The following is a 13826-nucleotide window of genomic DNA, read 5'->3' on the forward strand; positions in this document are numbered from 1 at the left end:
TTACAAGGGACGTCATACAGGGACTCTACTCAGGTCCCGTTATTACTCTGCAGCTAAGTGCCCTGTCGTTAAAGTGCTTTGCGTAAAGACCTTTGCTTTAAAAGTCCTTTGGGGAAATGCTATGAATACAATTAATCCTATAACTGAGTCGTTAAATATTGATGATTTGACTCATGAAAATAAAGAGTGGATTGAGGCTCTGAATGATATCTTGAGCGCCCAGGGAGAGAATCGTGGTCGCGACATTCTGAGGCTGCTACAGAATTACATGTTAAGTAAAAATATTAACTTAACAGAAGCAACGCTGAATACACCTTACCGCAACAGTATCTCGATACATAACCAGCCCGCTTACCCGGGCAATCCTGAAATAGAGCAGCAGCTGGAAAATATCATCCGCTGGAATGCGGCAGCCATGGTGTTAAAGGCGAATGATCAGGGTACCGGAGTCGGTGGACATATTGCGACCTACCAGTCTGCCGCGACTATGCTGGAAGTCGGTTTTAATCATTTCTTTAAAAACAAAACCGATAACTATGGTGGCGACCAGTTATTAGTTCAGGCGCATGCTGCACCCGGGTTATATGCCCGCGCTTATGTTGAGGGCCGTTTGTCTGAGCTGCAGATGCAAAATTTCCGCCGTGAACTGCAAGAAGGCGGCGGCTTGAGTTCTTATCCGCACCCGCGCCGTATGCCGGACTTTTGGCAAGGTCCAACCGCATCGATGGGGCTTTCTACTCCCTCTGCTATTTATCAGGCCAGATTTATGAAATATCTGGAAAACAGAGGTTTGAAAAAACCGGATGGTGGAAAAATCTGGTGCTTTATCGGTGATGGTGAATCGGACGAGCCGGAAGTGTTGGGTACGATCAACATGGCAACCCGCGATAATCTGGATAATCTGGTGATGGTGGTTAACTGTAACTTGCAGCGTTTAGATGGCCCTGTACGTGGAAATGGAAAAATCATCCAGGAACTTGAGCGTAATTACGGCGGTGCTGGCTGGAATGTTATCAAGGTGATCTGGGGTAGTGAGTGGGATGAACTGTTCTCGCGTGATCATGATGGTATTTTGCAAGCAAGAATGGACCGTGCTGTTGATGGTGATTATCAGTTTTATACGGTATCAGACGGCCCTACCGTGCGTGATCACTGGATCGACGGAGACCCAAAACTTGATGCTCTGATGAACTCTCTGAGCAATGAACAGATTCGTTGTATTAAGCGCGGAGGTCAGGATCGACGTAAAATATTCGGCGCTTTTGATCTTGCATTGCGTAGCGAAGGCAAGCCTACAGTTATCTTGATGAAAACCGTTAAAGGGGACGGTATGGGGGCGTCTGCAGAAGGGCAGAACACCTCTCATCAGAAAAAGCAGTTTACAACGATTGAGCGTATTGATATCGGGCGTCGTTTTGGTATTCCTTTGTCTGATGAGGCGCTGGCTGACGCGCAGTTATATAAACCTGCCGATGATAGCCCGGTGATGCAGTATCTGCATGAAAAACGCCAGGGATTGGGTGGTTATCTGCCTTCGCGTAAGGTGGCTTTCGAGTCTGTTGTGGCGCCAGAGTTAAGTTTATTTAAAGAAGCAATGGAGGGCACGACACGCGAGCAGTCGACCACCATGTCGTTTGTTAAAATACTCTCTCGTATGCTTAAAGACAAAAATCTCGGTAAGTACATCGTGCCGATTGTGCCTGACGAAGCGCGTACTTTTGGTATGGAGTCGCTGTTCAGGCAGTTTGGTATCTACTCCAGCGAAGGGCAAAAATATAAGCCCGTCGATTCGAGTAGCTTGCTGCCTTACAAAGAAGCCAAAGATGGGCAGTTATTGCAGGAAGGGATCTGTGAAACAGGTGCTATGGCATCATTCCTGGCGGCTGGTACAGCGTATGCGAATTACGGTGTACCTACCATTCCGTTCTATATTTTCTACTCGATTTTTGGATTCCAGCGCGTTGGCGATATGATCTGGGCGTGTGCTGACAGCTTGGCGAAAGGCTTTTTGTTAGGCGGTACAGCGGGCAGGACGACCTTGAACGGTGAAGGCTTGCAGCATCAGGATGGTCACTCTCAGGCCGTTGCTGCAACATTACCTAATATGTATAGCTACGACCCGTCTTTTGCCTATGAGTTGGCCGTGATTGTACAAGATGGTATCAAGCGGATGTATGAGCAAGGTGAGAATATTTTCTATTACCTAACGCTGTATAACGAAAATTATCCGATGCCCGCAATGCCGGAGAATGTTGAAGACGGCATTCTTAAAGGCATGTACCGCTTCAGACAAGATAATAGTAGTGGTTATAAAGTTCATTTGTTAGGTAGCGGTAGCTTAATGCAGGAAGTATTAAAAGCGGCTGAACTGCTGAAGGAATATGGCTGCAGTACTGATATCTGGAGTGTCACCAGCTATAACCTGCTGACACGTCAGGCGCAGTCAATTGAGCGACAGAACCTGCTGAATCCGGAGAATCCGCAGCAAAACTATATTGAGCAGCTATTGGATCGAGAGAAGGGTGCATTTGTCGCCGTCAGTGATTTCATGAAATCACTGCCTAATGGTATTGCCCGCTGGTTCCCGCAAGGGTTGGTTGCGTTGGGTACAGATGGTTTTGGCTTAAGCGAAAGTCGTCCTACGCTGCGCGATCACTTTGAAGTGGATGCACGCTATATCGCCTGGGCTGCGTTAACCAGTCTTTATCGTAAAGGTCAGCTGGCAGAGGCTGAATTAGCCCGGGCACGTGTAGCTCTGGTTATTCCACACGAAAAAGCTGATCCAGCGCTTTTTTAAATATTCGTAAACACTCTGGTGTGAAGCAAAGCCAGAGTGCCCACTTTTATGCGAGTGATATATGGCTATGGAAATAGTTTTAATGCCCGATGCGGACGGCAGCGGGGATGTAATCGAGTTTTGCCTTCAGGTTGGTGATCAGGTTTCAATCGGTGATTCGATGATTGTTATTGAGTCTGATAAGGCGTCAATGGAAATCCCTTCTTCCGTTGAGGGAACGGTTGTTGAGTGGCTGATTGAGATGGGTGATAGCATTGAGAAAGGTCGCCCTCTTGCTCGCGTTGATACTAGCGTAGAGACACAAGTCGAGCTCAAAACTGAGCGATCGGGTAATGACGTATCTGATATCAACGTTGAACGCCCGATTATTACGAACCTCAGTATTGATAATACGGCAATGATTTCTGTGCAGTCTGTTGATGCTCCAGCCAAAAAAGTGGTGGGTAGTACCCTAAACACTCCGCTTTTAATTGACGTTGTAGGAAGCATTTATGCTGGCCCTGCAACACGAAAATTCGCCAGAGAGCTGGGTGTTGATTTGTCGCGTGTGACAGGCAGTGGTACGCGTTCGCGTATTTTGAAAGATGATGTGAAACAGTTCGTTAAGCACTGTCTTACACAGCCGCTGGATAATGTTGCATCTGGAGCACTACCAGGACTCGCTCAACGCGGCATACCTACTTTCCCTGAGGTTGATTTCAGTCGATTTGGTCCGGTTGAGGAAAGAGCTCTCTCAGGGATAGCGAAAGCGACCTCTGCGCATATGACGCGCTGTTGGCTGAACATCCCGCATGTGACTTTGTCGGATGAAGTCGACATTACTGATTTGGAAGCGTTCCGCGCGACGATAAATCCTGATGTTTACGGTCTCGAGAAGAAGCCTACGTTGCTGCCGTTTATTATTATGATCGTCGCTAAAGCGTTGCGTAAGTATCCACAGTTCAACACCTCATTACATGTCGATGGTGAACGGATTATTTACAAAGATTATGTACATATTGGTGTAGCGGTCGATACCCCTGCAGGGTTGGTTGTGCCTGTCATTCGGGACGCAGATAAAAAGTCGATCAGCGAGCTGGCAAAAGCATTGGCTGATCTGGTTGTTAAGGCGAACGCGAGGAAGCTGAAAGCAGAAGATATGCAGGGCGGCTGTTTTACAGTGTCTAGCCTTGGCGTAAGTGGTGGTACCGGCTTTACGCCGATCATCAATGGCCCTGAAGTAGCGATTTTAGGGGTGGCCCGTTCAAGTATTAAACCGGTGTGGGATGGTCAGGTGTTTATACCCAGAAAGCAGTTGCCGCTGTGTTTGTCATTTGACCATCGGGTTGTGAATGGAGGGGATGCCGGTCGGTTTATGGTGATGCTGCATCAGTGTCTTGCCCAGATAGGTAATACGATCTTGTAGTGAAAGCTCAGGCTCTTTTTGAGTGGCCCGATGGGCCACTCATTTTTTAAGAATATGACAACCGCTGGATTTAAGTAAGCGATAATAGGGCATCTACCAATTTTTGTGGGTCGTAATAAGGAGCACTATCAGGAGTAACCAGGGGTAAATCAATTAACTGGATATTCTTAGCCCTTAGTGTTTCTCGGGTTTCAGCATCAATTTCGGTATAGCGCCCATCCAGCAAAATAATATTCAGACATTGGTTATCCCATTTTTCTGGCTGTCCATTTCTCAAATACTTTAGCAGTTGCTGAATCGCTGCGCGGGTGGTGGTGCCATACAATTCAGGGTCTTCTCCTAAGCTGGGAATATACACTTTTGGACAAATATTTTGCTGCACCGCGGTGGCTACGCCCGTGGGTATAAGGTTGGCCAGTATGCTGCTATAAAAGCTACCCGGAGGGTAACAAATCAGGTCCGCTTGCTGAATAAATGAAGTGAGTGTGTCGCTAAGCTGGCAGGGTGTTTTCTGGTAGTCGTCAGGATCACTGCTTAAACTAATATCCACTATTCTGGACGCTAACGGTGCTGTCTCTTTGCCCGTAATCCGATGTTGACCAATAATCTTCTGGCCGTCTTCCAGGTGTGCGACCAGATGTAAGCTTTCCTCTGTGATGGCATGCACTTCACCGAGAGTGTTGATCAGCTTGCTGAGTAAAAAGATGACCGGTTCCAGTTGTCGATGATGTGTTAAGTAGCCGCCGGCAATCAATAAATTACCGATGCTGGCACCCCGCAGGTTGAAATTCTCGGGCATAGCATCGATGAAAAAAGTCAGTAAGCTGCGAACCAGGTCTCGCATGGGTTGCTGAATGGACATGATCAAAGGATGGGTGCCATCAGCAATGTGATCCAGTTGAGATATTAAGTCGGTATCTGTTACTGATTCAGGCAGGCGGTAATTGAATAGCGCATAAATGGCGGGGTTACCTGTGACCGTTTCATCTGCTAACGCGAGTAAACGGCTACGTAAATCGCCAATCGCGGGCATATCAAAAGCATCACGTAATTTGGCAGAGCTGCCGCCGGAATCGAAGGCGGTCACCAGATGTACTGAATTGTGTGTGTAGTGTTTGAGTGTTCGGCTAACATGCTTGAGTGCACTGCCACCGGAAAAAAACAGCACACGTGGGCCACGTTCGGGGCTTTTACGGTAGCGGCTGATTCGCAGTAGATCCGGTAGTGTTGCCTGGCGCTGGATTAGGATCTTATCCATGTAGAGTTCCTGTAGAACAGATCTGCAAAAAAATATGAGACAGTAAAATCATCTCCAAAAAAGCTTTATTAAATGATAGCAGCAAAGGTGGGATAGCGTCTCCATGGCCAACATAATAGGTGAAACGGGATTTCAGATAATAAATGTAATTGTGGGCACAAAAATACATTTTATTTGTTAGGGCGGCTAAAAGAGGTAGGTATTTGGTGAGATAGTTAAGACTAACGCCCAACCCCGCATCATCTTTGATTTGGTGTATAATTTGCTCCACTCCGGCTCATCCGAGCCATTAAATGATATAGAACCAGAGTAGTGGGGAGCCTCGAATGAGCGTTATTCGCCAAGACGATTTCATCAGTAGCATCGCAGATGCGTTACAGTTTATCTCCTATTACCACCCGATTGATTTTATCAAAGCGGTCCATGGAGCCTATTTGAAAGAACAGAATCCAGCGGCAAAAGATGCTATGGCTCAGATTCTGATCAATTCACGTATGTGTGCTGAAGGGCATCGTCCCATCTGTCAGGATACGGGCATTGTTACGGTCTTTCTTAAAGTCGGTATGGATGTCCGCTGGGATGCTAAAATTGGTGTGACCGATATGGTCAATGAAGGTGTACGTCGGGCTTATATGAACCCTGATAATGTATTACGTGCATCTATTCTGGCTGATCCGGCCGGTAAGCGTCAGAACACCAAAGATAATACCCCGGCAGTCATTCATTACGAGATTGTTGAGGGTAGTGAAGTTGAAGTGCACATCGCGGCGAAAGGCGGTGGTTCTGAAAACAAATCTAAACTGGTGATGTTGAATCCGTCAGACAGCATTGTTGAATGGATAGTTAAAACCGTACCAACAATGGGTGCTGGTTGGTGTCCACCAGGCATGCTGGGTATAGGTATTGGCGGAACGGCAGAAAAAGCCGCCGTGTTAGCTAAAGAGTCCCTGATGGGTTCTATCGATATTCATGAACTACGTGAGCGTGGTCCGAAGAATCGTATCGAAGAGTTGCGCCTTGAAATTATGGATGCAGTGAATGCTTTGGGTATTGGTGCGCAGGGTCTGGGCGGCCTGACGACTATCCTTGATGTAAAAATCATGGATTACCCAACCCATGCAGCCTCTTTGCCGGTAGCGATGATCCCTAACTGCGCAGCAACACGTCACACACATTTCAAATTGAACGGTAATGGCCCTGCTATTCTGACGCCTCCAAGCTTAGATGACTGGCCAAAAGTGACGTTTGAAGTGGGCGCCAGCACACGTCGTGTTAATCTGGATGAGATTACACCAGAAGATGTGAAAGACTGGAAAGTAGGCGAAACCGTTCTGCTTAACGGTAAAATGCTGACCGGTCGCGATGCAGCGCATAAGCGCATGATCGAGATGCTGAATAATGGTGAAGAGCTGCCGGTCGATTTGAAAGGCCGCTTTATCTATTACGTTGGCCCGGTTGATCCTGTGGGTGATGAAGTTGTGGGTCCTGCGGGTCCGACCACCTCGACACGTATGGATAAATTTACACGCCAGATTCTTGAAAGCACTGGTTTGCTGGGTATGATCGGTAAATCTGAACGTGGTCCGGTAGCAATTGAGGCGATTAAAGATAACCAGGCGGTTTATCTGATGGCAGTGGGTGGTGCGGCTTATCTCGTATCCAAAGCGATTATTGGCGCTAAGGTGTTGGCATTCCCTGAAATGGGTATGGAAGCGATCTATGAGTTTGAAGTGAAAGACATGCCGGTAACGGTGGCTGTTGATGTAAACGGTGAGTCAGTTCACAACACCGGTCCTGCTAAGTGGAAAGATATTATTGCTAAACAAGCATAATATTCTGGACGGTGAAAAAGCGGCTTAGGCCGCTTTTTTTATGTGCGTATCAGCACAGGTAATATAGAAAATAATGAATTTTGCAAAACACTATTGATATAAATACTCTGTATATATCGATATATTTCGATATATCATATTAAAGCTTACAGGATGGAATAGATGATGACTGATGAAAACCTGGAACAGATTATTAAAGCGCTGGCAAATCCGGCGCGCCGTGAGATTCTTCAATGGTTGAAACAGCCTGAGCAGGAGTTTACGGAGCAGCCCAATGGTTTTGAGCAGGGTGTTTGTGTGAGCCAGATTTTTGCAAAGTCCGGGTTGTCACAGTCTACGGTTTCTTCTCATCTGGCTTTAATGCAGCGTACCGGTTTGCTGGCTTCTCAGCGTCGGGGGCAGTGGGTCTATTATCAGCGAAATGAAGCGGTTATCCGTGAGTTTGCTGAGCAAATTCAACAAACACTATAGAGCGTTTCAGGAGTATTTATGAGCACCTTGTTTAGCCCGGTTCAGATGGGTGATTTCTTATTGCCAAACCGTATCGTTATGTCACCTTTGACACGTTGCCGTGCCAGCGAAGGACGGGTGCCCAATGAGCTGATGGCCGAGTATTACACACAGCGCGCCAGTGCTGGCCTGATTTTTACGGAAGCGACGTCGGTAACCCCGATGGGTGTTGGCTATCCGGATACACCGGGCATCTGGTCTGATGCGCAGGTTGAAGGCTGGAAAAAAGTAACCAGCGCCGTGCACAACGCCGGTGGCCGCATCGTGCTGCAGTTATGGCATGTAGGGCGTATCTCCGATTCAATTTATCTGAACGGTGAATTGCCGGTTGCTCCCAGTGCACTGGTGGCAGAAGGACATGTCAGCCTGGTGCGTCCGGAGAAGGCATATGAGGTTCCGCGTGCACTCAGCACTGATGAGATTCGCGAGATTATTCTGGCCTTTAAAAAGGGTGCTGAAAATGCCAAAAAGGCCGGTTTTGATGGCGTAGAGGTGCATGGTGCAAATGGTTATCTGCCGGATCAGTTTTTGCAGGATTCGACTAATCAACGTACTGATAGTTATGGTGGCAGCATTGAAAACCGTGCCCGCTTCTTACTTGAAGCCACCGATGCAGCCATCGGCGTGTGGGGCGCCGGGCGTGTTGGCGTGCATTTGTCTCCTCGCTGTGACGCGCATTCGATGGGAGATAGTGATGCTGCAGCAACATTTGGATATGTGGCACAGGCACTGGCTGAACGTAACATCGCTTTTATCTTTACCCGTGAACATTTCAATGCGCCAGGACTGACGAGGATGCTTAAGCAGCGCTTCGGTGGTGCGGTGATCGTCAATGAGCAGATGGCTAAGTCTCAGGCGGAGCAGTTACTTGAAGAGGGGGTGGCAGACGCCGTTGCGTTCGGTAAAACCTACATAGCCAATCCGGATTTGGTAGAGCGGTTGCGCCAGGACGCGCCTCTTAATAAGCCAGATTCATCGACCTTTTATGCATCCGGTGCGGCGGGTTATACCGATTATCCTATGCTGCCTAAGGCACAGTTGTTTGCGGTATAGTTGTGTAATCTGTCTGTAGTATAAATTCTACTGGGCCTCTGTTTTATAGATGCTATGCATTGATAATCATTATGTGCCGATAGCAGTCCTGTTAGTAGCGCAGGACTGCCCCTATTTTTTGATAGCTTGACTAGCCGAGTGCTTAATCAATCGGCATCATCAGCGTAGAACTTATTTTTTGATCATAGAGAGTAATGCGGTTTCAATTTCATGCCAGGCTAAGGGCGTCTGGCTGATGATTTCAAGTCGGGAGTCGCGCCGCCATGCAATGGGCTGTGTCGTGGTTTCATCCAGTACCCGATTGTAAAAAACTCGGCTATGGCCTATCCGGAATACCCCTTTTAAGCGCCAGATTTGGGTCAATGAATTCAGGTATGCCAGTAAGCTATCGTGATCGAATTGATCATCAGGATGAAAAACCCAGCCGCAACTGAACGCCTCCTGATTAGCACCGGTGCGTTTGATCGGCTTGCCCGGTTCGGGTAGAAAGAGCGCCGGTAGCACTGGAGGTTGCGGAGGCGATTGTTTTGATGCTTGTTTTGATAATTGTTGCGGCAGTGGTTGCGGGTCGCTGCCGTTACTATGAGCGTCAGGGTAATGCGCAGAAAGCGCGGTGTTTCGGGTGTGATCCAACAGCTGAATGGGGAATTCGCCTTGTATTATCTGAATAACCTTTTGCTTAGGCGGGAACATATTTTCGGACAGGGTTTGAGCTTCATTAACTTGCGCCGTTGTAGCAAGATCGCATTTATTTAACGCGATGATATCGGCCAGGTTTAATTGATCAATAAAGGTCTGATGGCGCAACACTTCCGGTTGCTCTAGTACGCGAGGATCAAGCAGGCAGATAATGCTGCGTAAGGTGAGCACCTCGCGAAAAGATTCGCTTTGAAGTATGTCGATTAAGCCTTCCGGGTGGCCTAATCCAGTGGGTTCTATAATCACTCTGTCAGGTCGGGTGCGGCGCAATAACATGGCAAGACTAATGGTTAAGGCCGGGCCAAGCGCACAGCAAATACAGCCACCGGCAATCTCCTTAATTTGTATACCGGTTTGGTCTGTCAGAACGCTTTGGTCGATGCCAATCTGGCCGAATTCGTTGACAACAATTGCCCACGTTTCATTTTCAGGCTTTTGTTTAATGAGTTGGTTAAGGGCGGTGGTTTTGCCTACGCCCAGAAAACCGGTAATGATGTTGGTAGGGATATTTGATAGCATGAATAATGATCACAAGATTAATTGTTGTTATAATATAACGTTATTATAACGAGAGTATAACAACAATATGAACAATTACTCATGATCGAGCTATTTAATGCAAACCTTGTTCGTTTAGGCTATTTAGCCAAATAACGCTTTTGGGCAGCTAAATATTCAGGCATGGGTCCTGTATCTTGAAAAATTTCATCCCCATCTTCGATTCGAATGACCTTTTTGCCGGGTATATAAGGCATTCTGGCTTCCAATTCGTTGAGGGCTTCGTGAATCAGGGTCGCGATAATTTCATTTTGAGGTAATTTATAAACGTCAGCTAAAGCTGCTAGCCTTATAATATCGGTATCGTTGATGGATAAAGTTACTTCAGTTTGTTTGCTGACTTTTGAAGCGTGCTCTTCCCATAATTCAAGAAGTTTAGATAAGCTTTGGTTTCCCATGAATTTATTCCTTACTCAAAATACATAAATTAAGTATAGCGCCAACATGTAAATTCGCTACGAATAAATAGAAATATGAAGATAAAAAATGCGCGTTGAGTTTCACTGATTATTTATAGTATCAATAGTAAAATATGTTATTTCAAAATAGGATGATGCAGGATGGCCAAGGTTAAATTTTTAGTCGGTTCTACGTATGGTAATGCGGAGCAGGTAGCAGATGATGCAGCAGATCAGTTGGCAAATTTAGGGCATCAGACTCAGGTGTATAACCGTCCAACGATTGATGATGTTATAGCGAAAGATACAGAGGTGCTTATTATCTGTTCGGCGACCATTGGGGAAGGAGAAATTCCTGATAATCTGTTGCCACTGTACAGCCAGTTAAGAGATCAGTTTCCGATACTCGCACATGTAAGGTACGGTGTGATTGCTCTGGGTGACAGCTCCTATGATAATTTTTATGATGCTGGGCGCCAAATGGATGAACTGATGCAGGAGTTACGGGCTGAAGCCGTTCAGGATATGTTAGTGATTGATGCTTGTGAGACTCCGGATCCGGAAGAGGCCGTGAGCGAGTGGATTAGTGCATTACATTTGAAAATTTGAATTTAATGCTTGCCGATGAGATCGTAATGCTCATCGAGCCATTGAGAGAGAGCTGCAGCAGGTATCGGCCTGCTGATGAGATAGCCTTGTAACTGGTCGCAGTTCTCACCTCGCAGGAAGGCTTTTTGTTCTTCTGTTTCTACGCCCTCTGCGCAGACGCTAAGGTTAAGACTATGACTTAGTGCGATAATGGCTCTGGCTATTGCTTCATCATCGGGGTCGTTGGGGATGTCGCGTACGAGTGATTGGTCTATTTTGACTTTCTGCACGGGTAGCATTTTCAGATAGCATAGGGATGAATAGCCAGTGCCAAAGTCATCCAGAGCTAAGCGTACGCCGAGCGTGCGTAATTCATTCAATACGGGTTTGGCTGCATCGGCATGCTTCATGACAATGTTTTCAAGTATTTCGAGTTCAAGCTGATCGGGCTCAATCTCGTATTTCTCAAGCAACTCTTTTACAACGCTGACGAATCCATGGCTTAGAATCTGTTGGCCTGCAAGATTAACGGCTATGCGGAAGGGTGGATAACCTGCGTCCTTCCACTGAGACGCTTGAGCGCAGGCTTGTTCCAGCACCCAGTTGCCGACCTGAGTCATCAGGCCAATTTCTTCGATAATAGGTAAAAATAATCCTGGAGACATTAATCCGTTTTCAGGATGTTCCCAGCGAACCAAGGCTTCCACACCCGATATTTGTCCTGTCATTGCATCAATCTGAGGCTGGTAGAAAACCCTGAATTGATCTAACGCGAGTGCTCTTCTTAGCTCTGGTTCCAGACGAACCCATTGTTCAATAATTTGCGTTTGTTCTGGTTGATAGAAGGCGTAGTTATTACGTCCGTCATCTTTGGCCTGATGAACCGCCGTGTCTGCATTTTTAATCAGTGTTTCACTATCAAATCCATTTTCAGGATATAACGTGATGCCGATACTGGCGGTCGTGAAAAAATCATGTCCATCCAGATCAACCGCTGCTTCAAGTGCATTGACGAGTCGCATCGCGATGCGCTCAGCTTCGCCTTGATTCTGGCAATCTTTAATCATTATTGCGAACTCGTCACCCCCTACGCGGGCCAATAAATTATTGTCGGGTATGACATTACGCAGGCGTTTAGCGACTTGTATGAGTAACTTGTCTCCGGCCTGGTGCCCCATCGTTTCATTAACATGCTTGAAGCGATCCAGATCGATCATTAATACGGCGGGGCGCTGATCGTTCTGTTTGTGTTCGATTACATGATCCAGCAGTATTTTGAATAGTTGGCGATTGGGAAGATCCGTTAGCGCATCATGTTGGCTCATGTGACGTAATTTAGCTTCGGATTCTTTAATGTTGGATACATCAGCAGCAACATTCACATAGTGAGTCAGATTACCTTGTGTGTTGTAAACCGCGCTAATATTCAGCCACTGGGGGTATATGGCACCATCGTTACGTCGGTTCCACAACTCTCCTTGCCAAAATCCTTGTTCGAGTATGATGGCGTAGATGTTTTTGATGAATTTCAGCTCGTGGCGGCCGGAATTAAACAGGGAAGGTGATTGCCCAATGAGTTCATCCCGTGTATATCCTGTCATTTCGCAATAAGCGCGATTGACATCAACAATATGGTTGTTGGCATCTGCCACCATAATACCTTCGTTAGTCGATGCGAAGGCGATACCAGCTAGTTCGAGTTGTGCGTACGCCGCTTTTTCGCTGGAGATATCCAGCATGATGCTATTAATACGTTTAAGTTTATTATGCTTGTCCCATTCCGGAGTAGAGGCCAAATGTATCCATTTAATATGGCCTTGAGCGTCGAAAAAACGGCACTCGGTTGTCCATAGCGATCCATACTCTGGTTTACGGCTTAAAAAGCCATTGACCATATCACGATCATCCGGATGCAGGCGTTCCCAAACGCGTTTAAAGCTCGTTAAGGCCTCGACTGAGGTTACCCCGCAAAGGCTCTGAACACTGTCACTGACATAACTAAAATAAGGTTTATTCATGGCGTCGAATTCTGTTTGAAGAACTACGCCAGGAATGGAAGATACAATATGGGCGAAACGCTGCTCAGAATCTTTTAAAGCGACGCGGCTAAAATGGCGTGTGATGGCAATACCCGCCATATAGGCAGCACTTTCCAGTATGCGGGCATGGAATGTTGACGGGTTTCTTGGTAACGCGCTGGTAATCGCAATACTCCCCATAGCGTTATTGGCGGCATCATGCAGCGGGTAAGACCAGCAAGCGCCTGTTTCCATAAGTTCATGGATATGCTGAGCATTTTCCCAACGACTATCTGTATGTGTATTAATAACAAAAACAGGTTGGTCTGAATAAACAGCAGTGCCACATGATCGTGCTTTAGGTCCGGGAGTAAGGTGGTTAAGGAGGAGGAAATTCTTTTTTGGAATGCTTGGCGCACTTAAAAGATTCAGATCCCCATTCTTTTTATCCAAAAGCATAATGGAGGCGCAGCATTCGCCGACAATACCCTCTATCTCCAGACAGAGGCTGTCAAGCAGCTCCTTTAAAGGGAGATTGAGGGTTATTTTCTCAAGCAGATTTCTCTGCAGAAGGAGTAGACGGTTCAGGTCCTGAACAGTGGGCTGTGCATCACTGCTTGCCTGAAGCTTATCTGCAGATAAGCCTCTCTTCAGATTACTTAATGCGTCCATTAATACTCGCTGATAAAATATCTAACTTTCAATGCAAT

The 13826-nt window shown here is 46.7% G+C and carries 10 protein-coding genes; 6 read left to right on the top strand and 4 right to left on the bottom strand.

What is annotated here, in order from left to right; translation table 11 throughout:
• The first annotated feature begins 121 nt into the window (after nucleotides 1-121).
• Together aceE and Nant_RS02775 are read left to right on the top strand one after the other, a co-directional pair.
• The gene (gene aceE / locus Nant_RS02770; protein ID WP_054340123.1) at nucleotides 122-2797 is read left to right on the top strand and encodes a pyruvate dehydrogenase (acetyl-transferring), homodimeric type; all 2676 of its coding nucleotides are present in this window, start codon (nucleotides 122-124) and stop codon (nucleotides 2795-2797) included.
• Between the two features lie 67 nt (nucleotides 2798-2864).
• Entirely contained in the window at nucleotides 2865-4202 is a 1338-nt protein-coding gene (locus Nant_RS02775; RefSeq protein ID WP_162224919.1) for a 2-oxo acid dehydrogenase subunit E2, read from the top strand.
• A gap of 70 nt (nucleotides 4203-4272) precedes the next feature.
• On the opposite strand, the gene Nant_RS02780 is transcribed toward Nant_RS02775, so the two are convergent.
• A complete protein-coding gene (locus tag Nant_RS02780; protein WP_054340125.1) occupies nucleotides 4273-5460 on the bottom strand; it encodes a GAK system CofD-like protein in 1188 nt (395 codons plus the stop codon).
• Nucleotides 5461-5786: 326 nt separating this feature from the next.
• Between Nant_RS02780 and Nant_RS02790 the strand changes: the two genes are divergently transcribed.
• The 3 genes from Nant_RS02790 (at nucleotide 5787) to Nant_RS02800 (ending at nucleotide 8855) form a co-directional block, all read left to right on the top strand.
• Nucleotides 5787-7292 (top strand): fumarate hydratase, encoded by a 1506-nt coding sequence (locus Nant_RS02790; RefSeq protein ID WP_054340127.1) that lies wholly within the window; start codon nucleotides 5787-5789, stop codon nucleotides 7290-7292.
• A 162-nt stretch (nucleotides 7293-7454) separates the two neighbouring features.
• Nucleotides 7455-7763, top strand: a complete 309-nt coding sequence (locus Nant_RS02795) for an ArsR/SmtB family transcription factor (protein WP_054340128.1) — start codon at nucleotides 7455-7457, stop codon at nucleotides 7761-7763.
• Nucleotides 7764-7781: 18 nt separating this feature from the next.
• On the top strand, nucleotides 7782-8855 hold the full coding sequence (locus Nant_RS02800; protein ID WP_054340129.1) for an alkene reductase: 1074 nt from the start codon (nucleotides 7782-7784) through the stop codon (nucleotides 8853-8855).
• Between the two features lie 171 nt (nucleotides 8856-9026).
• Here Nant_RS02800 and Nant_RS02805 read toward each other — a convergent pair whose 3' ends face one another.
• Nucleotides 9027-10073 carry a CobW family GTP-binding protein gene (locus Nant_RS02805; protein WP_054340130.1) on the bottom strand — a complete coding sequence of 349 codons (1047 nt, stop codon included), beginning with the start codon at nucleotides 10071-10073 and terminating at the stop codon, nucleotides 9027-9029.
• A 119-nt stretch (nucleotides 10074-10192) separates the two neighbouring features.
• Nucleotides 10193-10510, bottom strand: a complete 318-nt coding sequence (locus Nant_RS02810) for a hypothetical protein (protein ID WP_054340131.1) — start codon at nucleotides 10508-10510, stop codon at nucleotides 10193-10195.
• Between the two features lie 162 nt (nucleotides 10511-10672).
• On the opposite strand from Nant_RS02810, the gene Nant_RS02815 reads away from it, so the two are divergent.
• Nucleotides 10673-11119 (top strand): flavodoxin, encoded by a 447-nt coding sequence (locus Nant_RS02815; RefSeq protein ID WP_054340132.1) that lies wholly within the window; start codon nucleotides 10673-10675, stop codon nucleotides 11117-11119.
• Between the two features lie 2 nt (nucleotides 11120-11121).
• Here the strand turns inward: Nant_RS02815 and Nant_RS02820 are convergent, their stop codons facing one another.
• A complete protein-coding gene (locus Nant_RS02820) occupies nucleotides 11122-13788 on the bottom strand; it encodes a bifunctional diguanylate cyclase/phosphodiesterase (protein ID WP_054340133.1) in 2667 nt (888 codons plus the stop codon).
• Between the last annotated feature and the right edge of the window lie 38 nt (nucleotides 13789-13826).

Source organism: Neptunomonas antarctica (assembly GCF_001305295.1).
Taxonomy (GTDB): Bacteria; Pseudomonadota; Gammaproteobacteria; order Pseudomonadales; family Balneatricaceae; genus Neptunomonas; species Neptunomonas antarctica.